This is a genomic window from Flavobacterium sp. (assembly GCF_036759525.1).
Classification (GTDB): Bacteria; Bacteroidota; Bacteroidia; order Flavobacteriales; family Flavobacteriaceae; genus Flavobacterium.
In genome coordinates this window covers 51,176-73,325 of sequence record NZ_DAIOUN010000010.1, presented here as the reverse complement: position 1 = coordinate 73,325, position 22,150 = coordinate 51,176, and the positions used below count along the sequence as shown (strand labels likewise).

The following is a 22,150-nucleotide window of genomic DNA, read 5'->3' as shown; positions in this document are numbered from 1 at the left end:
AAGTTGTTAATAGCGTAACAATTTCGTAACATTTCTGTCAGAAAAATTACAATATAAAATAAAAAAACCTTTCCGATTCAGAAAGGTTTTGTTCAAAACAGTAGGAGTAAAACTCCCGAAAATCCAACGCTTTCGCCGGAAAGGAGTGGGCAAAAAGTGTAAATAACAATGTGCTGTAAAGCTACACGACTCAATGCAAGCATCCATTTTTTTTCGATATATTACCAAAAAATCAGTCCAACTGCACCTCGTTTGCCGTACATCCGACATAAAAAAGTAAGAAATTAAAGAATAAAGTTGTAGAATTTGAGCTACAAAAACAGAGACTCTTATGGGAAAAGGACTTTTTGCGTAACCACCACACCCGAATCCAAAGTAAGCTGAACCAGTAGCAGTTGCGTAGCCAAGGGCAGTTGCTCCAAACGGGTTTCGGTATGATTCAATCCGTTTTGACGTGCCACCAATCGCCCTTGCAAATCATATACTACAACGTCCTGCAACAAAGCATCGCCTTGCACCCGTACCACCAAATCTCCCGATTGGGCAAATACCAAGGCTTGAGCCGCCGAAACATCGTTCAAAGATAAAGTACCGGGCTGGAATCGCAATACAAAACGATCGTGAAAAGTTCCGCTATCCGTAGTAAAATCATAAGGTCCTTGTTTCAAATCATGCACAAGTCCCAAGTGCAAATCTTCCAAATACACGGCTTGATTCACAAACAAACCGTCAAACTGAGCCAACCCAATACGGAATGCCCCGGCAAAAGATGTAACCATGCCCAACGGGATACGATCGCCCACCGCAAAAGGCAAGCCTTTTCCTTGTATCGAAAGCGGCATACCCTCCAATAAAGAATACAAGCCCACAGGATTGCTACCCGAAACATACGCTCCGTCATACAATACATCAAAATCCGAAGTAGCTCCGTCTAGATACCCCACCAACATTTGCTTATAAGCTCCTTGATCGTGGGTTAACTCCAACCACAAACGGTTTTTAGAAACCCCCTCGGCAGACGAAACCGCAGGAGCCGTTCGGAAAAATGAAGTGTTCTGTCCGGCCAATCGCATGGTATTTTCAAAACGGGCCGTTCCCGAACTCAAAGCTCGCATAAAGAACCCTTGCCCCGCTGCAATCGTACCATCGGGTACCGAAAGATTGGCTCCGGGCGAAACCGCCGCTTGGGTACCTACCCCTCCGGTAAAATTGTACACCGCATAATCATTCGAAGTGTAAACATTATTGGTTATCGGCGTATTGTGTGTCCAAAAATACAAAGTCCCTCCTACCACACCGGTATGACCCGGATGCGATATAAAAGCATCGGCACTAATAGCACTCGGATACGGATTGCCCAACAAATTCATATCATTAGTTCCCGATCGTACCACAGGAGCCGTAACCGGACCGTTGTGGGGAACTCCGCGAAATACACCGTTAAATACATGTGGCGTAACCGTATTAAAAGGAGCGATACTAGGAGCCCGAATGATGTAGCCACGACCCGCAACAAAAGTAGAAGTAGCCGCTACCGATTGCCAGTTGTACACCGTGGCATTCCAAATGTAAAAACGTCCTATATTGGTATACGGAGAAAACGACCCCAACACTTGTCCCGCAACGGGAGAAGACCAATAGGTATAATCGTAAGACACCATAGGGGTACTGTTACGTCTGTAAAAAATAGTACCGGTATTGGGCAAAGTTGTGTTTTGCAATAAAGAAGCTCCGTTTTCAAAAACCAACGAAGCGGTTCCGGGTGTACCCGAAGCCAACAACGGATTGGTTAAGGTTAAGGTATGACCGCTTTGGAAAGTAACCGTAACTCCGGCTGCCATTTCCAAGGCACAAGCCGTTAAATCTCCGGTAGAAAGATAAGATGCGGTAAAAACAGCACGTCGCGAAGCATTGGGCAACCCATTACTCCAGGCAGTTCCGTTCCAAACCGTACTAGGATAACCCACCGATGAAACCGTAGAATAAACCACCGGACAAACCCCATTACTCAAAACTGCACGGAAATAGCGTATGCCGGTAATGGTACCCATTTGAGCCGAATTTAAGGTAGCCGTTGTAACTGCAATGGGGGTAACATTTACCGTAAACAAAGCATCATCAGCCGATTCCCAACGGACAATCGTACCAAACGAACCCGTCAATTCCAAAGGCGAAGGACTCACCCCACCACACAACTCCTGATTGCCATTCAAAGTACCACCCACCGGTTGCGGATCTACCGTTACTGTAGCCGTATTCAACGTAAAACAACCGTTTACACTGGTTACTGTTCCGGTATAAGTGGTGGTAGTCAAAGGCTTGGCATACACTTGCCCAAGGGGCGTATTGGCTACATACGGAACCGTTGCCGCCGCATCGGTAAACAAACCGGTAATGGGCGTCCAAACCACATTCAATATGGGGTTTCCGGCCACAAGTACATTGTCTATAGCCCAACCGTAATCCCAGGTAGCTTCATACAAAAAACGAATTTTAACTTGGGTCTGACCCACATAGGGTGTCATATTCACAGTGGCCAAAGCAAACGAATTGGCCAAACCTTGAGAGGTAATAAACGATTGTAAGGTAGTCCAACTGCCTCCGGCATCGGTACTCACTTCTACGCGAGCCGTGTTGGGAAAAATATAAAACAAATAATGACGAAACGTCAAAGTAGCGGTACTCAATCCGTCTAAACTAAAAAGAGGCGACTCCAAAATAGTGCGGGTTTGCACACCGGGTGCCGACCCTTGAGCATCCGAATTGGTTAAGAAAAAGGGAGACGCATCGGGAGACGACATGGTCACATTCCAGAAAGCCGAGGCATAGGGGTACGGACTATTGCGAAGTGTCCAGGCCGCTGCAGCCGGAGTACCTCCGGTAGATTCATTGATAGAAGTCCATCCACCGGCTCCCGCATTGAAATTGGAATTCAAAATGGGAACCTGAGAAGCCGCTCCCAAATTGGCCGAAATCAATTGAACCGACTCGGCACATAGTGTAGCCGTAGCAGGACTCAAGAACACCTGAGGCGGTGAAACATTGACATGGACGGTAAACGTAACAATATTGGCACAAAAATCGCCAAACGTTTGCGAAGCCAACAACGTGTAAACCGTAGTATCGGTAGGTGCAAATGTAAATCCGGAAACCGGATTGCCACTAACACCTGTTGCCGGAGACCAAGAATACGTACTGTATGATCCCAACCCGGTAACCAGTACCGGTGCCGTGATATCTCCACTACAAATCGTGGTTTCCGTGGCACTAATCCCTAAGGCCGGTGGAGGCGTTAGCGTAACCGAAATCGGAACCCGTGGCGATCGACATACTGTAGTGAATTTCCAGTTGTAAAAATACATGTAAAAGTTATTGTCAAATCCGTTACCCGCCAAAGTGGCCACCGAGTTGGTATACGGATAAGCTACATTTTCCAAATTGGTAATCAAACCCGAGGTAGGAACCACATCCAAAAACACATTGTAGGTTCCCGAAGTCAAAGGCAAGTTCAAAGCAAGGGTTTGCGGAGTACTACCCCCTACTACATTGGTCGTAAAATTATAGGAAGCTACAAACTGACCTATCGAATTGCGAACGGTCAAAGTTCCCGCCTGTCCCGAACTCATCGGATAAATATCTAAAGACAATAAAGTAGTAGCTTCACTCAAAACTATCGTATTAAAAGTAGCTACAGTAGAGGCACTCCGATCGCCTCCAATGGCATTAGGTGAAGCAGGTCCTAAAGTGACATTCCCCCCCGAAGCAACTGCCTCTACATAAAAAGTGGTTGACGTTAACAAGGAAGAAGGCGTATAGGTTGTTCCGCTGGCTAAAGGAGTACCACCCACCGCAGAAGCATACCATTGGGTAATGGAACCGGTATTGGGTACAGCCGTTAAAACCGCAGTTCCAACCCCACATCGGGTTACCGGTGGAGCACTCACAAAAAACGGAGGATCACAATCGGTACTAAATTCCTGTACCAAACTCCAAACGCTGTTGCCTCCGGGACCACAAACCCCACGAACCCAAAAATAATAAGTAGTAGACGATGTCAAACCCGTTAATGAAACAGATGTTCCGGTAGTAGTTCCTGTGGGTACAGTAGCTCCGGTAGGAGGCGTGGAGGAAGGAGATACATAATAGGCATACCCTACAGAGGGAATTTGCTCAGGCTCAGACCAACTCAAAGTAGCCGTAGAAATTCCTACAGCATTTACCGTAATTTCTTTGGGCTCAAAACAAGTAGGGGCTATCGTAACACTAATATCATCTAGGGATATACTGGTTTGACCGGCCAAAGAATACCCTTGAAATCCTATGCTGTACAAACCGGAGGTAATGGGAGTAAAATCTACTACCGCCGATTGGTAAAGTGTACTAAGTATATTGGGTAAATCTAAAAGAGTAATATTCATTTGACCCACACTGGGACCACTACCCCAACGAACTCTAAGGTTCTCGGCTGTAGCTCCTACTCGCTGGGTGTTGTAACGGAAAAACAAGCGGTAAGTTACTCCGGCATTCAATTGCAAGGGCGGGGTAAAAAACCAATCGTCCATAACCGAAGCCGTACTGTTTATATACAACGCTCGGGGAGCCGAAGCCACATTAATGGTTTGCGTACGCCAAGTGGTGGCATCGCCGTTCACATCAGACACAACAGAACAAGACGGAATGCCGTTTACAGGAGTCGTATCAAAATTTTGGGTATAAGGAATGGTGTAAAAACCACAAGTCGTAGTGGCAAAGGAAGAACCACTGGTTAAGGCACAGCCCAAACCTATCGCTCGTACGCGGTAATAATAGGTCGTAACCGGATTTAATCCTGTTACTACAAATGAAGTAACATTCCCAACCGGAAAATTACTATAGCCCGGAACCAAATTGGTAAACGTCGCGTTAGTAGCTACATCAATAGCATAACCGGATGCTCCGGCAACGGCAGACCAGTTAGCAGTAAACTCATTTCCACCCACTGCGGTAGCTGGTGAAATTCCGGGAGCCGGAATACAAGTAGTTTGCGAACCACTAACCATACCGGCCAAATGATAAAATGGAGCTCCAAAACAATTGAAATTATAAGGAATTACCCAATAGTAATAGGTAGTATTGTTGGCCAAACCCGTTTGGGTAAAAGTAGTAGCCGTACCGGAAGAAACTACGGTATAAATTCCGGTAGTACCCGAATAAAAAACGCGGTTTTGAATATCGGCTGCAGTAGGGGGTTCATTCGCCAAACTACGTAAAATCAAATACCCATTGGCATTTGAAGTTCCGGGAGAAAAACTATTACCGGTAAAGCTATTCACAGTAACCGAGGTTCCCCCAACCACCAAATTACTTAAAGCACCCGTAGGGGTAACACAAGGGGGCGGTGGCGTAAACGTATATACCAATCCGTTATCGGGAAAATCGGCAAAACTGGTGCGTACGGAACTATTGTTGGCCGTTCCTTCGGTGGTTTTTTGAAACCAACTACTCAAAGCATTGGCCGGAGGTTGCAATCGGTTTTTAACATTGCCTTGGGCAAACGTATTATTGAGGCCGCGGAGTCCGACTTGCACCCCAACGTTGGTCGTTTCGGTAGGAAAACAAAAACCATACACCAGTTGAATGATATTGGTAGTTTCCTGCAAGCGAATTTGGAAATTTAAAGCTCCGGGCTGAGCCACCCGTACGGCCGCTTCCCATTGCACCACAAATGTGCGATTGGGAGCCGTGCCTATAGTTTGATATCGAATCGCACCCGTATCCGAAAACAAATTGACACCCAAAGCCGAAATAGCTCCATCATACGTATTGGTACTGTTTAACGGTCCCACATTAGTAGCGGCAGGACGCGTAGCTCCAAACGTGATGAAACCATTGGTACTAATAAAACATTCCGTATAAGCAATACCGTCGTAAACAAAAGTAAATCCTAAGGGGGTAAAAGCCGGAGTTCCGGCATAATTATTCCAAGGAGCCGCATAGGCCACGGTACTTCCGGCACCTAGTGGCGTATAACCCACAATGTTTTCAGAAAAACCATAGGAAGAAACCTGAGCTTGGGCTCCGCGAGGAAGACCCAATACAAGGACAAGTAGCAAAAAAACCCGCAAAACAAAGGGGGCTTGCCAACATGCCGAAGCAAGAGTAATTCTTAATTTCATAGGCTCGGGGTCTATTGTACCCAACATACTACGAGCAAAGGCTCGAAAACGTTAAGGACTAGTATTCAGTTTTTTCCAGCATAAAAATACATTAAATGTTGATTGCGAATAGCAATTCGGAATTAAAAAATGAAGAATTCGACCAAAATCAAAAATAATCGATAAACGGCATTTTAAAATTAAAAAGCATCCTACAATTCAGACAGATACACAACCAACACCAACAAGGCAAAAAGGCGAAAACAAAATGACGTGGCAGGGATAAAAAAACCCCTCATATGAAGGGTTTTCAGGGTTTAGATAATAGAAAGTAAACTTTCTAGTATAGGGCCATCTACTTAATAGCAGAACGTATTATAAACCAATTATACGGTAGCATTTACAAAACCATCGGCTTTGCGTAAAATCGAACGAATCAATAAAGTTTTGTTCGACATACCCGATTGCAAATACTGCTCTTTTTTAGAAGGAACCAAACTGCGGGTTGCTTTTACCGCTCCGGTAGCCGAAGAAGCCGCATTCAATGTTCCCACAAACCAAGAAGCCATCTCAACAGAAGCTACTGCAGCAGCTGGAGTTTCTACAACTGTCTCTACCTTTTCAGCAGTTTCTTGAGCTTCAGCAGGAGCAGGAGTTTGAGCTGTAGCAGCTACCATACCGGCGAAGAAGAAGAAAAATAAGAAAGAATAAACAGTTTTCATAAATAGCATGGGGTTTGATTTCGGATGTAAAACTACACACACCGCCAAGGCCAACCCGCTTTTTTCGATAACCAACACCAAAAATCGATAAAAGACCCCGCTTTAGAAGTTAGGAGGAAAAAAAGAGCATTTCATCGAATGCCAAAATACCGATTCAATCAAAGACTAAGCACTAAGGACTAAGAACTAAGGACTAAGGACTAAAAACCGAAAGTGCTTCATATACTGAACAATGAATTCAAAAAAAAAATTGTACTTTTGAATAAGATTAGGAGTATGAAAAAATGGATTCACATAGCTTTATTCCTCTTGATTGGTTTCTGTATGACTCCAACAGATTTATATGCTTGTAAGGCAAAATCTGTGAAATTTGAAACAAAAGATCCGAATCCATCCGTTACTCAAATGGAAAAAAAAGAGGGTTGCTCTTCATTAAAAGGACAATGCATGAAACACGGAAAAAAGTGTAGTGGAAAATGCGATAATTTAAATTGCCAATGCCCCTCAAATCAAATGAGTTTCCTACTCCCCACTCCTATCGAATTTTCCCATGCAAAGGTTCTATTGAAGAAACCGAGTTTTTACTACCTTGACCTTCTTAATTCTAAAGCCTTTTTCACCATTTGGTTACCACCCAAAATAGGCTAATTGAATGGGGTAACAGCCCTAAGTGTGTCCAATCGAAAGCATTTTTCTTGCATTCAGACAAAATCATGAGCTTTAAATAATTGAATCAGAGTTGTTGTTTCTCTGATTCACAAAAACAATAATTATGAATAAATCAATAAAAATAGGGATAGCATTTACCGTAATGCTGTCGTTTATGGTGTGTAATGCCCAAATCAAAAACGCTATAACCGAAAGCGTAAAAATTTACGGGAACTGTGGTATGTGTAAAACTACCATTGAAAAAGCCGGAAATAGAAAAAAAGTAGCCCAAATTGAATGGATCAAAGACTCCAAAATGGCTATACTAACCTACGACCCAAGTAAGACCAATACAAATGAAATCTTGAAACGTATTGCTTTGGCTGGTTACGATAGCGACCAATTTTTGGCACCGGACGAGGTATATGCCAAACTTCCGAATTGTTGCCAATATGACCGCATAAAAAAATCGGAAATGGCCGCATCAAAAACCAGTGAAGACCATGCGATGCATCATCATGATGGAAAGACTGAAAGTACCGGTGATGTCCAGCCGGAAGTTGCTGAGTTATCAGCAGTTTTTGAGAGATATTTTGCACTAAAAGATGCTTTGGTTTCGTCTGATGGCCATTTGGCTTCTGCAAAAGCCAAAGAATTGCTTAATGCACTTAAGGAGGTACAAATGAACAAACTCACCCCAGAAGAACATGGGGTTTGGATGAAGGTGATGCAGGATTTAATTAAAGATGCCGAACGCATCGAAGCTACCAAAGAGTTGGGGCTTCAGCGGGATCGTTTGATGAAGCTTTCTGAAAAACTCTATCAACTCTTGAAAGTATCCAAACAGAAGGCACCTGTGTATTATCAGCATTGCCCTATGGCAGACAACGGCAAAGGGGCCCATTGGTTGAGTAAGGAAAATGCCGTGAAGAACCCGTATTATGGTTCGAAGATGCTCACTTGTGGTAAAACAGTAGAAACCATTGAATAAATGAAGTTATACATCAAAAACATGGTGTGCAGCCGCTGTAAAATGGTAGTGAAGTCTGAGTTGGAAAAACTCGGACTTCAACTGCTGAGCGTTGATTTGGGTGAGGTGGAAACTACAGAACCAATTTCTGAGCTTCAAAAAAGGAATATTGCCGAACAGCTAAAACGATATGGGTTTGAGTTAATCGATGATAAAAAAAGTCGGTTAATCGAACGAATTAAAACCTTGATTATTGAATTGGTGCATCAAAATAATGCCCGTCTGAACACTAATCTTTCTGTGTTTTTATCAAGCCATTTGGCTCAAGACTATACATCGCTGAGCAATTTGTTCTCGGAAGTAGAAGACACAACCATTGAAAAATACTTTATTCAGCAAAAAATTGAAAAGGTTAAGGAGTTACTCCTGTATGATGAATTGACGTTGAATGAAATTGCTTTTCAGATGCATTACAGCAGTGTAGCCTATTTGAGTAATCAATTCAAAAAAGTAACGGGTTTTTCGCCCTCCCATTACAAGCAGTTGAAAGACAAAAAACGAAGACAAATTGAAGACTTGTAAATGTTACAACAGAATTCCAAAATATCACAACAACAATAAACATTCTGCAACAGAACTTTGTACCCTGATTAATAACCTTTAAAAATTAAAATTATGGTACATACCTATCATGTAACCGGAATGACTTGTTCCAGTTGCGAAGCAAAAGTAAAATCAGCCTTGATGGGGGTTGAACATGTTCTGAGCGTTGACGTTTCAAAAGACGAAAATGCTGCAACTATAACAATGGAAAAACACATACCATTAGATAAGCTGCAAAAAGCATTGCCTGAAAAATATCAGATGACTGCTATACATCACAACGAAGTAACTGAACAAGCCAAGAGTTGGTTTGCAACTTATAAGCCTATTTTGTTGATATTCATGTACATCACTTTGGTCACAACGTTGGTTCAGTTAACCAATCATCATTTTGAGGGGATGCAATGGATGCGACATTTTATGGCGGGTTTCTTTTTGGTATTTTCATTTTTCAAAATGTTGAACCTCAAAGGCTTTGCCGAAAGTTATGTGATGTATGATGTGATTGCTATGCGGTTTCCGGCCTGGGCATACATCTATGCCTTCACGGAGTTGGCTTTGGGAATAGCTTTTTTAGTTAATTTTAATCCGCTGATTACAAATAGTATCACCTTTATAGTGATGAGCATCAGCATCATCGGGGTACTGCAATCGGTATTAAACAAAAAGAAAATTCAATGTGCCTGTCTAGGTGCAGTGTTCAATTTGCCAATGAGCACCGTAACTATTATTGAAGATGCACTCATGATAGTGATGAGTGGTCTAATGGTATTTTATCAATTTTAAAAATTTAAAAACAATATGAAAATTATCGTCTATTTCACGCTTGTATTGATGTCATTTCAAGGTTTTGCGCAGCACGACCACCACAATACAAAAACAGATAGTACCGCCAAACCAAAAAGCCCAAGAGCTGTAGCTATGGAAATGGTTGGCAACAATCATGTCCACATCGATTATGGCTCGCCCAGTGTGAGGGGTCGAAATATATGGAACGGTTTGGTTGCCTATGGACAAGTGTGGGTAACAGGTGCTCATTCGGCTACCTGGATTGAATTTTCGGAAGATGTGAAAATAAACGGACAACTCGTTCCGAAAGGAAAGTACGGCTTCTTTACCATTCCCGACAAAAAAGAATGGATCGTGATTCTGAATCAAAATTGGAATATGCACTTGGCAGATAACTATGACGAACAGCTTGATATCATTAGGCTAACCGTAAAACCTAAAAAAAATAAAAAAATCACAGAGGCACTTACTTATGAAGTTCAGGCTTTAACCGATCGAAAAGGCCGGATAAGCGTAACCTGGGAGTTTCTAAGCGTTTCATTTGATTTTGAAAATCAATAAGCAAAACGAATGATTCAAAATATCAAATTTTTAAAACAGGTATTGTGTATTTTAGGGGTATTCACTACCCTTCAAAATCCTTACGCACAACAAGACCCGACCACCCCGGGGAAAGTAGTGCGATATGACCTGTATGTAAAAGACACTATCGTCAATTTTTCAGGAAAAGAAAAACGAGCCATTGCGGTAAACGGACAAATTCCGATGCCGACACTTACCTTTACGGAAGGTGATATAGCCGAAATTCACGTACACAACAGACTCAAAGAGAGTACATCCATGCATTGGCATGGACTGTATTTGCCCAATAAAGAAGATGGCGTTCCGTTTTTGACTCAAATGCCAATTGAGCCGAATACGACCCATGTGTATCGTTTTCCCATTATTCAAAACGGGACACACTGGTATCATAGTCACAGCGGTTTGCAAGAACAAATAGGCATGTATGGCTCTATGGTTTTATTAAAGCGGAAGGATGATCCTACTTTTAGAAAAGGCATAGACGATTTACCGTATGTGCCCATCATGTTGAGTGAATGGTCTGACATGAAACCCGAAAATATCCACCGGATGTTACACAACGCCAATGATTGGTTTGCCATAAAAAAAGACGCGGTTCAAAGTTACAGTGAAGCTATCCAAGCAGGACATTTTAAAACCAAACTAACCAATGAATGGAAACGAATGTTGGCCATGGATGTGAGTGATGTCTATTATGATAAATTCCTGATAAACGGAACATCTGAAAGCCAACTTTCTCAATTTAAAGCGGGTGATAAAGTGCGATTGCGAATTTCAAACGGGGGTGCTTCTTCCTATTTTTGGCTAACCTATGCAGGGGGAAAAATGACCGTTGTTGCCAATGACGGAAATGATGTAGAACCGGTGGAAGTAGATCGATTGATAATCGGGGTTTCAGAAACATACGATGTAATCGTTGGCATTCCGGCAGAAAATACTTCCTATGAATTCATGGCCACCCCCGAAGACCGTTCGGGCTCTGTATCCCTCTATATTGGGGAAGGTATCAAACAATTGATAAATCCCTTGCCAAAACTAAATTATTTTGAAGGGATGAACATGATGAACGATATGATGAGAATGGATGGTACCATGAACGATATGGGAATGGACATGTCGTTGCAACAAATGGATATGAATGCGGTAATGTATCCTGAGGTAGCTTCCTCTCCTTCGGGGAGGACTGGGGTGGCAACTGTTACTTTGAATTATGCCATGCTGAAATCGCCTACCAAAACGACTTTACCCAAAGATGCACCGGTCAGAGAGTTGAAGTTTGAATTGACCGGCAACATGAACCGCTATGTGTGGAGCATGGACAACAAAGTGCTGGCCGAAACCGATAAAATTTTGATAAAGCAAGGAGAAATCATAAGGATTACGCTCTACAACAACTCGATGATGCGGCATCCCATGCACTTGCATGGTCATGACTTTAGACTGATTAATGGGCAAGGAGATTATGCTCCGCTTAAAAATGTTATGGATATTATGCCCATGGAAACCAATGTTATAGAATTTGAGGCTAATTTAGAGGGCGATTGGTTTTTTCATTGTCATATTCTCTACCACATGATGGCCGGTATGAATCGCGTGTTTAGCACTGAAAATCAAGAACCCAATCCATTATTACCGGACAAAAAATGGGGGTACAAAAAATTACAACGTGAAAGTAACGAACCGCACTTTATGTTCCAAAATGACTTTGCCACCAATGGAAACGACGGAATGGCAATGGTTCAAAATACCCGATGGAGTTTGAATACAGAATGGCGATTGGGATATCATGACAGGCACGGTTATGAAGTTGAAACGCACTTGGGAAGGTATTTGGGTAGAAATCAATGGTGGATGCCATTTGTGGGGTTTGATTGGCGTTACAGAAAACACCGGGAGTCAGAAAAAAATCTTTTGGGTCAAACCAATACCAAAGACAATCGGGCACAATTTAGTCTGGGTGTTGCTTATACCCTTCCGCTTCTTGTCATTCTGCAAACAGAAATCTATCAGGATGGAAATGTGAGGGTACAGTTAAGAAGAGAAGATATTCCGGTTTCAAAACGATTTAGAGCAGCATTTATGGTCAATACAGACCGGGAATATATGCTTGGACTAAACTATATCGCAACCCAAAACTTTGGATTTAGAACCCATTATGACAGCGATATGGGCTTCGGTTTAGGATTAATTTTTAATAAGTAAACCAATTCATTTGTAAAAAAAGAAAATACAATTCGATTTCACTTCAGCTAAACTTTTAAATGAAGTACAGAGAGTCAATAAACTTTCACCTTGCTAAAACCACACAACTACAAAACCTGTTAAAATGCAGTAAAAAAAATCAACCACTACTCCTCTTCCTTTAAGGTTCAAAGGTTCTCCCATCCACCACCACCCAAACAGTCAACTGTCAACTAAGGACTATTCACTAAGGACTAAGCACTAAGAACTAAGGACTATTCACTAAGTACTAACCAACTAACTTCACTATATTTGCAAATACAGCAACAGAAAATTTCAACAACAAAAATTGAAACACAAAATAACTTTATATAGTGGGATTGGGCTGATAGGGCTAATGGCAATTGCAATAGGCTTTGCAAAACCCTTCCTGATACCTTTGAGTGAAGGAAGTTTTAGAGCTCCGGTTAGTATTTACATTCATGCCATATTAGCTTTTTTGTGGGTGCTTCTTTTTACAATGCAATCTGTTTTCATACAAACAAAAAGATATAAAACACACATAAAATGGGGTTTGTGTGGATTTTTTATAGCTTTAGGAACAGCTTTTACAATAATACCCGTTGGACTTTATGCAGTTGAAAAGGAGTTAAATCTCGGATTGGGCGAAACTGCAATTTCAGGAATTGTAGGCAACGTAACCACTGCAATCATGTTTATTTCCCTAGTAATAGCGGCTTTGGTTTACAGAAAGAAGCCGGATGTACATAAACGATTGATGCTGTTGTCAACCATAGTTATTTTATGGCCGGCATGGTTTAGATTTAGACATTATTTCCCAACTGTTGAAAACCCGGAAATTTGGTTTGCTGTGGTTCTAGCCGATAGTTTAATTCTTATTTCTTGGGCTTGGGATAAATTTACAAATGGAAAAATTCACCCTTCTCTTTTATATGTAGGTCTGGCGATCATTTTGGAACACACCATGGAAGTTCTCTTTTTTGATACGCAAGCATGGAGAACAATAGCCCATAAGTTATATACCTTCTTAACATAATCCCTCAAACAACCCATCACCCACCACCAAAAACAGTCAACTGTCAACTAACAACTAAGCACTAAGGACTATTCACTAAGAACTAAGGACTAAAAACTAAAACCCCCGCGTTTCAAAACGATTTTTCACAATCCGTCCGTCTTTGACGATGACCCAGAATTTGGCTTCAGGCTGGGCTATCAAGCTTATATCGACCAAGGGATTCCCGTCTACTAAAATCAAATCGGCCAAAGCTCCCACCTGAATTACACCAACAGTTCCGGGATAAGGACTCCGGTTCCCCGAGAGAGCCAACAAACGTCCGTTGTCGTAAGTGGCCATTTTTAAAATTTCAAATGGAGTAAACCATGTGTTCAATTTGACCAAATAGGCATTCCGTTCGGCATTTAACCAAGGCTCAAATAGAAAATCGGTTCCCCAGGCCAATTGAATTTTCATCTTTTTAGCTAAGGGCCACAGGGTTTTTTGACCGTCTATAACCGGTTTTCGCTTGGCTCTTCGCAACGGATCCATATCGGGTGTATCTTCAACCAAATATTGAGTACTCAACCAAACTTTATGTTTCTTGATGAGTCGAAGGGTTTCCACATCCAAAAGCTGTCCGTGCTCAATACACTTTACACCGGCCTTGATGGCCCTTTGAATGGCTCGGGGCGTATAGGCATGCACCGTTACATACGTCCCCCAATCTTCGGCACTTTCAACAGCTGCTCGCATTTCATCAAAAGTATACTGCGTAACATCTACCGGGTCATAGGCCGATGACGTACCGCCTCCGGCCATCAATTTAATCTGACTGGCTCCAAAACGCAAATTCTCTCGTACAGCCGTAAGCACCTCATCCCGACCGTCGGCAATAAAAGTAGCTCCAAAATTTTCGGCACGTGATATGGGACCAAAAAACCGTCGGGAACGTTCATCCGGAGTACGCAAATCGCCATGACCCGAAGTCTGACTGATCATAGCACCCGAGGGCCAAATTCGCGGACCCTGAACGGTTCCTGCATCAATAGCTTTCTGCAAGGCAAAAACCGGTCCGCCCACATCCCGAACCGAAGTAAAACCTTGCAGCAAGGTCTGTTTCGAAGCCTCATAGACTTTGGCATACAAATCCTCGGGCTGAACATCCGGAGTCATCATATCCCGCATCGTCAAAGCTCCAAAAATGAGATGCACATGCACATCGATCAAACCGGGTATCAAAGTTTTACCGGTACCATCGATAACTTGAGTATCTGCCGAAATCTCAGGAGGAATAGCCGAAATAGAGGCAATCCGATTCCCTTGAACCAAAACGTAGTGGTGGGTCAAGAGTTTTTCTGAAGATCCGGTAAAAACCGAAACATTTTGAAATAAAACGGCTTGGGAAAGAGCTTGAGCTTGAGCCGAATTCCCCGAAAAAAGGGCAAACAACAGTACGGTTAGTACCATGGGTAGGGGTGCATATAGCGGTTTATTGAATGTCATACTGTGTGTTTTTAAATGAGCATATTAAAAAAATCAACGTTTAAGGGTCCAAAAATCAAATCCCAAACCTACACCAAGGTAGGGTTTGCCATTGTAATTCCAATCGTTGGTATTTTGAGTCAAACCCAAATCCCAACCGTAAAATGCTAAAATTTTGAATCCGCGGATGTTAAAACCCAATCCGGGTGTAACAAACAGAATGAGACCTTCCTCGTCATTTTCATACGAAGCCCCAGACAAGAGCGTCGAACCTTCATCAAGCTTAACACGTCCCAAGCCAAAACCCAATCCGAATGAAAAGCCATACGTTCGGGTTTTAATAGCCAATCCTCGGTTTTTATAAAACTCCCAGTCATGATTCAAACTAAAGGCAGTTCCTACTTTGAACTCACTGGTTACCTGACTCCGAATTCGGTTTCCAATAGCCGGTCGGATAGAAAATGGTATAGTTATAGCACTCCACTTGGTGTGCCAATGCGTAACCCACAGCTCCTCGTTGACGGGCAAAGAAAGGTAAAGCGTTTGATTCAAAAAAGCATCCGATGGGTCTAGAAAAGGAACCGGTTGAAAGTAAATTTTTCCGGGAGATTCGGTCGAGATTTTAAGAGCTGCCATTTTCCAAGGAGAAGTAAGGGGCACCAAACGGTCTCGAGGTATAGTAACCAAGGTGTCTTGTTCCAATACCCGTTGAATGGTAATTCCGGCACGGGTTTCGGTTAGGGTCCATCCGGCTTTGAACTTAATTTTTTCGCTACCACCGGGTACCACAAGCTTAAACTGATGGGAGCGGTTAGGGTGCAAAGTATACACATTAAGCCATTGAGATGACTGCGGCGGGCTTTGACTGTGCAGCACACCAAAAACTAGTAAAAACACAAGGGTTAACCAACTTCTCGAAAGCCATTTTCTTTGAGAATAAAATAGAAGTCCGGGGTAGAAATACCGCATAAAAAAACAGTTAGTTGTAAATATACCCCCTTACAAAACCGAAGTTCGGATAATAAATAAGGGATGTTTCTCAAATTTAGGAAAATTTTTGCAATCCAAATCATTTTCCACCATCGAAACTAAAAAATTAGCAATTGTTTAATCCCACAACCAATCCCTGAAAACTAAGAACTAAGAACTAAGAACTAAGAACTAAGGACTAAGAACTAAGGACTAAAAAAAGCCTATTCAACAAAATTTTTTTGTTTTTCTACATTTTTTTATTGTTTATCAATAAATAATGTGTAGATTTGCCATCTAATTTTAAATCAATAGAGCGATGTCAAAAAACAATGAGACTATTTTAAAAGGATTGCACGTCATGTCTTGGATTATTTTCTTAGGACTTTGCATTGAGGCCGGAGCCTTAATTTTTAATTGGATTTATGCTTATTTCAATCCGGTAGTGAGCCAAAACTTGTACAAAGGATTAGACCTTTCAGACATGTATGAAAACCAATATCCGCATTTTACAGGATTAATGAGTTTTGTAGTAATGGGAGCCATTCTTAAAGCGTACCTGTTTTACTTGGTTATCAAAATTTTTCTAAAACTAAATTGGGTAAAACCATTTGATAGAGAAATAGCGAACCGAATTGAAAAAATAAGTTACGAAGCAGTGGCCATTGCCGTACTGAGTTTCATAGCTCAAAAATACACCACTCACCTCATCCACAAAGGCTACGAAGTGAGCGATGTGGCAAACTTCTGGAGTGATACCCCGGCATTTCTCATGATGGCTGCAATTTTATACATCATAGCTCAGGTATTCAAAAAAGGGATAGAATTGCAAAACGAAAACGACCTAACTGTATAAGCCATGCCTATAATCGTAAACCTGGATGTCATGATGGCAAAGCGAAAAATGTCATTAAACGAACTTTCGGATAAAGTGGGGCTAACGCTCTCCAATTTATCCATTTTAAAAACCGGAAAAGCAAAAGCAATCCGATTCAGTACCTTAGAAACCATTTGCGAAGTATTAAATTGCCAACCCGGAGATATATTAGAATACGTAAATGATGAACCCATAAACCCGTCAAATCCCTAAAGAACTAAAAAAAGGCACATACTAAACCCCATCCCAAAACAGTCAACTGAAAACGGTCAACTGAAAACTGATAACTAAGGACTAAGCACTAAGGACTATTCACTAAGCACTAAGGACTATTCACTAAGAACTAAGGACTAAGGACTATTCACTAAGGACTAAAAAAAGTAGGCACACATTGAAGGTATTTTCTTAAATAAAATTTTTTTAGGTATCAAAATTGTCTATCTTAGCAATAAGCCAACATTTGGTTCGATCTGTACCAATGAGAAAGCTGATAAACTTTAACAAAACGATTAAAAATAACCCCTACTAATGGAAGACAAATTCAAACAATACGAAAAAACAATTAAAAAGAAACACAGTATCGCTTGGACACCCAGTTACAATACCGAATTTACCACCAGACGAAGTGCAAAAGAATTTTGTGCCATTGCCGAAAAAACATGTAAAAATTTAGATTGGGACATCGTTTATCAAGATGACAAATCAATTGAAGCCAAAAGAAAGGAAAAATCGCTAGGTAATGAGCGTTGGACAGAGGGAATTACAGCAACATTTGAATACGGAAAAATCAGGGTTAAAAGTGTTTCTTTGGGTAATGAAATGTGGGATTTTGGCAGAAACTCAAAGCGGGTCAAACTTTTTATATATGCATTTCAAGAAACAGAAAAATCTTATAATGAGGCAGAGCTTCAAAATCTAGTTAACGAAAAAGAATCGGTAAACAATTGGGACGATTATGTAATTCCGGAATCACTCCCACAACCTAAAGAAACAAGAGTACCCCAATTTTACATTCCTGTAATAGGATGTGTAGTACTCTCAATCGTAATAGCCTTCTTACTCGCCAAGGTTTCAATTAATGGACTTTACATTATCGGACTGTTTGAGTTCCTGGTTGGGATTGCCATAGGTTTTAGTTTTAAGTTTTGGATGAAATGGTCCAATTTCACCGATTACGACAAACTTTATTATGTTGTATTGGGAACCGTGGGTTTAACCTATGGTTTAAATCTCTATTTTCAATACGAAATAATAGTATATGAAACCCATTTGGAACGAATAGGATTCCTGGAATTTCTCAAAATAAAATGGGAATACGGTTTCAAATTTAAAAATACAAATACCGGATGGATAGGCCTCATTGTGCATTGGATTGTTCAATTGGTTATAACCTACTATGTCTCGCTTTTTGCGTTCCTTAGAAATCTATCTACATTCCAACTTGAAAGAGTACCGCCGGAAGTGGTTGACTTTGCTTTCTATCACCTAGTAAAAGACAAAACGGAAGACCAAGTAAGAACAGAGTTGGCAACTAAAGGGTGGATTGAAAAACAAAACCAAGATGAAGTGTTTGAAGCTATCGGAGCATTACAAACAATTCACGAAGCGAATAGAGTATGACATAGGCACTCCCACACACCTATAAACTACTCTCAAATTCAATACAAAATACGAAAACCCTCTTCACCCATAACCCATAACCCAAAACTTAAAACTATTCACTAATCACTAAGGACTAAGAACTAAGGACTAAGCACTAAGCACTAAGGACTAATCACTAAAGACTACCCCCATACTCCCCCAACAACGCTTCCCAAACCACCGCTTGCTCATACCGGGAAACAATCAATTCCCGAGCTTGAGCAGCCATAGCTTCCCGGAGTGCAGGTTCTTCCAAAAATCGCAACATAGCTTCCAGTAAGGCTCGCTCGTCTTTTGGAGGGACCAACAAACCGTTTTGTTGCGGTAAGATGATCTCGTTACATCCGTTTATGTCGGTAGCTATCACCGGTAAATCCATGGCCCCGGCTTGCAAAACGACGTTGGGAAACCCTTCGCGGTAACTCGGAAAAACCAAAGCATCCGAAGCCGCAAGATAGGGTCGTACATCCGACTGATACCCTACCGAAAACAAGGTAGAACAATGCTCCAACGCCTCCAAAGTATCGGGATGCAACGGATCCAAATCCGGCTCCAACGGACCAACCAACAACAAACGAATAGAAGGATTCCCTAAAGTCAATTTGCGAAAAGCACCTACCAATTCGTTGATGCCCTTATCGGTTACCAACCGACCCACAAAGACAAAAAGAAAAGCATCGGTAGGAATACCCAACGACTCGCGAAAGGCATCTCGGGAAAAAGACCCCAAAGCCGAACGGGAAAAATAAGACGTTCGAATCCCATTCGTACTGCCGTTACACAACACTTTGATGCGATGGGGAGCACAAAACCGATGAGCCAAAATCAGCGTGCGTAAACCCTCCGAATTGGAATAAACTTGAGTAGCCATACGGTAGGTAAAACGCTCCACCCATTCCAATACCCGGCGTTTAAATCCTGTGGCTTCCAGCAAGGGCAATCCGGCAACCGTATGCATCCGTACGGGTACAAAGGCCAATCGGGCTGCCAACATCCCCACCAATCCCGCTTTGGGCGTATGGGTATGTACAATCTGTGGCCGCACGCGCAACAAATAAACGGTGAGCAATAGCACACACCACAAATCCTGCAAAGGGGTAATCTTACGGGTTAGCGGTAGCGAATGTACAGCCACCCCTTCCCGCTCCCCAACGCGAGCCAAATACTCCGGTTCAGCCGATATAGCCGTTACGGCATAATGGGCCGACATGAAGCGTAGTTGCCCTTCCAATAGCTTGTCTAACGAAAGCGGAACAGTAGTAATACGAATGAGTTTAGGTAACGATTTCATACAGCTGAAGATTTGGGAGAAAGAACCAAACGGGACAATCCCCAAGTGAGAAGTAACAAAACAAATGGTTGAAATTGAATTTTTGTGCGTACAAATATACCCAAAGCAGAATAGCGTTGCAAATACACCCCAACGGCCAGTACCGTAAAGAGTAGCACAAAACCAAACCAAAAAGCCAACCGCCCTTTGGGATAATAATAAAAAAGAAGAGGCAACCCTATCAGATGCAATAATAAAACCCAGGCATTTTCAATAGAGAGAACCCAAGAATAAACCGAGGCAGAGGATTCAAAAAAGGGGCGAAATAAAAAAGCAAAATACTGCTCAGGCAACGCATACGAATCCAAAGGAATATAGGATTGGGCATGTTGAAACGAATGACGGGAAAAGGCATTAAAATGAACCACCCGCTCCCAATCCCAATAGTACAGTTGAGTGAGTTGCAAAACCGGATAAAAAGCCAAAACCGCAACACCCAATACCACAAAAGCCAATTGCAGTTTAACGCGGAACGTAAAGGAATGCGATAACAAAACGGCTACACCAAAAGCCAAAGCCAAAAGTAGTACCAGATGCGGTCGGATAACCCCCAACAAAAGGAGCGAAAAAACAAAAGCAAAGGAGCGGTAACGTTGTTGGTACATTTGCCAAAACAAAGTACTTAATCCCCAAAAAACCAGAGCCTCTTTTCCAATAAGGCCGGTCCAAAAATGAAGATTGGGTAAAAGCAATACAAAATAGACCAAATAGCGAACCCACCGATGAGCCAAGGTGTCGCCCAATAAAGCCAAAAACAAGCGGGAAAAAGTAACAATCCCCAAGAATCCTAGGGCACTGTAAAACAGAGAACCCATCCAAAAAGGGAGCTCCAAGACTTGTGCAAACGGATAATTCAAAAACAAAATGCTATCCGTTCCAAACCCCAAATAGGAAAACCAGGAGCCTACCGGTTTCCCTTGGGCAAACCAATACAAATAGGCATCGCCATCATGGGTTTCCAAATAGACATAGGCCACTGCAGAAAGCAGCAAATGATAGAAAGCCAACAGCAACCAAAATACGCGGGGAATGTAGGGAAATGTCCTCATAGATCAGACCGTTCGGGAAGCTTGTTGAGCTTGCTGGTAGGACATAGACCAAAGTATAAACAGCAACAACCCGGGCAAAAACATATTACGCATGCGTATCATAATCCCGATGTTTCCAAGCGACTGTGAAAAGGCCAAAGTCCCAAAAATCAAAAACAAAACCAACCCTTTCAATACAAAAGGCGATTGAAAGAAAGTACTTCGTAGTTCTTGACGAACCACCTTAAAACACAATACCAACAACAACAAATTCTCAAAAGAGGCCAATACAGCCGGAATCCCATTGATGTCAAAAAAGAAAGGACGAAACAAAAACGAAAAAACTTTCAGCGGAAAAGGATAACTCGAAATGTCAATTCGCGTATCCACATTGGCCCGACTCAACACATCCGATTTCGAAGACGAAAACTGCGAAAAACTGTCAAATGTAGCTTCTTCAATTCGGGCAAACTCAAGAACGGTTGGCAAAATAGCTACTCCTACTCCCAACAAGACCAAAGTAAAAAACACGCGTTGAAAAGTAGACACTTTAGAACTCAACAAATAAGCAATTCCAAATGACAAAGCCAAAAACAAGGTAATATGCGGGCGTACAAAATAAGAGACGGCCAAAGCCAAAAGCAGCAAGGGTAAACGCTTAACAGGTTGTAGCAAACCGTATACAAAAGCTCCCACAGCAAAAAACAAAAGCGTATCTTTACCTACAGCACAACTCCAAAAATGCAAATTGGGCAAAAAGAACAGAAAAGGAAACAAGGCATACCCCATAAAAGAAGAATTGTACGGTATCAGTTGATAGCAGGTTACGTAAAAAAAACACAAGCCCATAAAACCAATCAAACTGTACAACAGCGTACCCGAAAAATAGGATAGCCCCAACACTTGAGACGGGAAATAATTCAAAGAGAACATAAAATAAGTCCCCTTTTGCGTCAAACCATATAAGAACTCCGTATAGTTCAATCGTTTAGCTACTTCCCAATACCCAATAGCGTCACCTTGAATAAAAAAACAATAGTAAATGCCAAAAACAACATGATAAAACCAGAGCAGTTGCAAATGCGATAAGGCTGTAGGAGATAGTCGGGATTTGAACAGGCGTACAAAACCCAATCCCAAAACAACAATCAAAAACAGCACTATAAAATCCAT

17 protein-coding genes are annotated in these 22,150 nt (G+C 41.9%); 10 read left to right on the top strand and 7 right to left on the bottom strand.

Annotation, left to right across the window (positions count from 1 at the left end; genetic code table 11):
• Positions 1 to 329: 329 nt before the first annotated feature.
• Both V7M80_RS08620 and V7M80_RS08615 read right to left on the bottom strand, forming a co-directional pair.
• On the bottom strand, positions 330 to 6,155 hold the full coding sequence (locus V7M80_RS08620) for a fibronectin type III domain-containing protein (RefSeq protein WP_333695478.1): 5,826 nt from the start codon (positions 6,153 to 6,155) through the stop codon (positions 330 to 332).
• A 365-nt stretch (positions 6,156 to 6,520) separates the two neighbouring features.
• Positions 6,521 to 6,856 (bottom strand): hypothetical protein, encoded by a 336-nt coding sequence (locus V7M80_RS08615; protein WP_333695477.1) that lies wholly within the window; start codon positions 6,854 to 6,856, stop codon positions 6,521 to 6,523.
• 276 nt (positions 6,857 to 7,132) lie between these two features.
• Between V7M80_RS08615 and V7M80_RS08610 the strand changes: the two genes are divergently transcribed.
• The 7 genes from V7M80_RS08610 (at position 7,133) to V7M80_RS08580 (ending at position 13,686) form a co-directional block, all read left to right on the top strand.
• Complete coding sequence (locus V7M80_RS08610) at positions 7,133 to 7,504, top strand: hypothetical protein (protein ID WP_333695476.1); 372 nt, start codon at positions 7,133 to 7,135, stop codon at positions 7,502 to 7,504.
• Positions 7,505 to 7,628: 124 nt separating this feature from the next.
• A complete protein-coding gene (locus tag V7M80_RS08605; RefSeq protein WP_333695475.1) occupies positions 7,629 to 8,495 on the top strand; it encodes a DUF3347 domain-containing protein in 867 nt (288 codons plus the stop codon).
• A complete protein-coding gene (locus V7M80_RS08600; protein WP_333695474.1) occupies positions 8,496 to 9,056 on the top strand; it encodes an AraC family transcriptional regulator in 561 nt (186 codons plus the stop codon). It abuts the gene before it with no gap.
• A gap of 93 nt (positions 9,057 to 9,149) precedes the next feature.
• Positions 9,150 to 9,863, top strand: coding sequence for a heavy-metal-associated domain-containing protein (locus tag V7M80_RS08595; protein ID WP_333695473.1), 714 nt, complete (start codon positions 9,150 to 9,152; stop codon positions 9,861 to 9,863).
• 15 nt (positions 9,864 to 9,878) lie between these two features.
• Entirely contained in the window at positions 9,879 to 10,427 is a 549-nt protein-coding gene (locus V7M80_RS08590; protein ID WP_333695472.1) for a DUF2911 domain-containing protein, read from the top strand.
• 9 nt (positions 10,428 to 10,436) lie between these two features.
• Positions 10,437 to 12,650 (top strand): multicopper oxidase family protein, encoded by a 2,214-nt coding sequence (locus tag V7M80_RS08585; protein WP_333695471.1) that lies wholly within the window; start codon positions 10,437 to 10,439, stop codon positions 12,648 to 12,650.
• A 328-nt stretch (positions 12,651 to 12,978) separates the two neighbouring features.
• Positions 12,979 to 13,686, top strand: a complete 708-nt coding sequence (locus V7M80_RS08580) for a hypothetical protein (protein WP_333695470.1) — start codon at positions 12,979 to 12,981, stop codon at positions 13,684 to 13,686.
• Between the two features lie 96 nt (positions 13,687 to 13,782).
• Here V7M80_RS08580 and V7M80_RS08575 read toward each other — a convergent pair whose 3' ends face one another.
• Both V7M80_RS08575 and V7M80_RS08570 read right to left on the bottom strand, forming a co-directional pair.
• On the bottom strand, positions 13,783 to 15,153 hold the full coding sequence (locus tag V7M80_RS08575) for a metal-dependent hydrolase family protein (RefSeq protein ID WP_333695469.1): 1,371 nt from the start codon (positions 15,151 to 15,153) through the stop codon (positions 13,783 to 13,785).
• 33 nt (positions 15,154 to 15,186) lie between these two features.
• Positions 15,187 to 16,101 carry a hypothetical protein gene (locus tag V7M80_RS08570; RefSeq protein WP_333695468.1) on the bottom strand — a complete coding sequence of 305 codons (915 nt, stop codon included), beginning with the start codon at positions 16,099 to 16,101 and terminating at the stop codon, positions 15,187 to 15,189.
• Between the two features lie 319 nt (positions 16,102 to 16,420).
• Between V7M80_RS08570 and V7M80_RS08565 the strand changes: the two genes are divergently transcribed.
• The 3 genes from V7M80_RS08565 (at position 16,421) to V7M80_RS08555 (ending at position 18,598) form a co-directional block, all read left to right on the top strand.
• Positions 16,421 to 16,957: a DUF2975 domain-containing protein gene (locus V7M80_RS08565; protein WP_333695467.1), complete on the top strand. Its 537-nt coding sequence runs from the start codon at positions 16,421 to 16,423 to the stop codon at positions 16,955 to 16,957.
• 3 nt (positions 16,958 to 16,960) lie between these two features.
• The gene (locus tag V7M80_RS08560) at positions 16,961 to 17,191 is read left to right on the top strand and encodes a helix-turn-helix domain-containing protein (RefSeq protein ID WP_333695466.1); all 231 of its coding nucleotides are present in this window, start codon (positions 16,961 to 16,963) and stop codon (positions 17,189 to 17,191) included.
• A 315-nt stretch (positions 17,192 to 17,506) separates the two neighbouring features.
• Positions 17,507 to 18,598: a hypothetical protein gene (locus V7M80_RS08555; RefSeq protein ID WP_333695465.1), complete on the top strand. Its 1,092-nt coding sequence runs from the start codon at positions 17,507 to 17,509 to the stop codon at positions 18,596 to 18,598.
• 157 nt (positions 18,599 to 18,755) lie between these two features.
• On the opposite strand, the gene V7M80_RS08550 is transcribed toward V7M80_RS08555, so the two are convergent.
• From V7M80_RS08550 to V7M80_RS08540, 3 genes are read right to left on the bottom strand one after another with little or no spacing between them, the layout of a single operon-like run.
• Positions 18,756 to 19,910, bottom strand: coding sequence for a glycosyltransferase family 4 protein (locus V7M80_RS08550; RefSeq protein WP_333695464.1), 1,155 nt, complete (start codon positions 19,908 to 19,910; stop codon positions 18,756 to 18,758).
• On the bottom strand, positions 19,907 to 20,998 hold the full coding sequence (locus V7M80_RS08545) for a hypothetical protein (RefSeq protein ID WP_333695463.1): 1,092 nt from the start codon (positions 20,996 to 20,998) through the stop codon (positions 19,907 to 19,909). The genes V7M80_RS08550 and V7M80_RS08545 overlap by 4 nt, the downstream gene beginning before the upstream one ends.
• A gap of 3 nt (positions 20,999 to 21,001) precedes the next feature.
• The gene (locus V7M80_RS08540; RefSeq protein ID WP_333695462.1) at positions 21,002 to 22,150 is read right to left on the bottom strand and encodes a hypothetical protein; all 1,149 of its coding nucleotides are present in this window, start codon (positions 22,148 to 22,150) and stop codon (positions 21,002 to 21,004) included.

Coding starts and splice junctions, on each gene's coding strand:
- V7M80_RS08620 (WP_333695478.1), bottom strand. CDS start 6,155: ATGAAATTAAGAATTACTCTTGCTTCGGCATGTTGGCAAGCCCCCTTT.
- V7M80_RS08615 (WP_333695477.1), bottom strand. CDS start 6,856: ATGAAAACTGTTTATTCTTTCTTATTTTTCTTCTTCTTCGCCGGTATG.
- V7M80_RS08610 (WP_333695476.1), top strand. CDS start 7,133: ATGAAAAAATGGATTCACATAGCTTTATTCCTCTTGATTGGTTTCTGT.
- V7M80_RS08605 (WP_333695475.1), top strand. CDS start 7,629: ATGAATAAATCAATAAAAATAGGGATAGCATTTACCGTAATGCTGTCG.
- V7M80_RS08600 (WP_333695474.1), top strand. CDS start 8,496: ATGAAGTTATACATCAAAAACATGGTGTGCAGCCGCTGTAAAATGGTA.
- V7M80_RS08595 (WP_333695473.1), top strand. CDS start 9,150: ATGGTACATACCTATCATGTAACCGGAATGACTTGTTCCAGTTGCGAA.
- V7M80_RS08590 (WP_333695472.1), top strand. CDS start 9,879: ATGAAAATTATCGTCTATTTCACGCTTGTATTGATGTCATTTCAAGGT.
- V7M80_RS08585 (WP_333695471.1), top strand. CDS start 10,437: ATGATTCAAAATATCAAATTTTTAAAACAGGTATTGTGTATTTTAGGG.
- V7M80_RS08575 (WP_333695469.1), bottom strand. CDS start 15,153: ATGACATTCAATAAACCGCTATATGCACCCCTACCCATGGTACTAACC.
- V7M80_RS08570 (WP_333695468.1), bottom strand. CDS start 16,101: ATGCGGTATTTCTACCCCGGACTTCTATTTTATTCTCAAAGAAAATGG.
- V7M80_RS08565 (WP_333695467.1), top strand. CDS start 16,421: ATGTCAAAAAACAATGAGACTATTTTAAAAGGATTGCACGTCATGTCT.
- V7M80_RS08560 (WP_333695466.1), top strand. CDS start 16,961: ATGCCTATAATCGTAAACCTGGATGTCATGATGGCAAAGCGAAAAATG.
- V7M80_RS08555 (WP_333695465.1), top strand. CDS start 17,507: ATGGAAGACAAATTCAAACAATACGAAAAAACAATTAAAAAGAAACAC.
- V7M80_RS08550 (WP_333695464.1), bottom strand. CDS start 19,910: ATGAAATCGTTACCTAAACTCATTCGTATTACTACTGTTCCGCTTTCG.
- V7M80_RS08545 (WP_333695463.1), bottom strand. CDS start 20,998: ATGAGGACATTTCCCTACATTCCCCGCGTATTTTGGTTGCTGTTGGCT.
- V7M80_RS08540 (WP_333695462.1), bottom strand. CDS start 22,150: ATGGATTTTATAGTGCTGTTTTTGATTGTTGTTTTGGGATTGGGTTTT.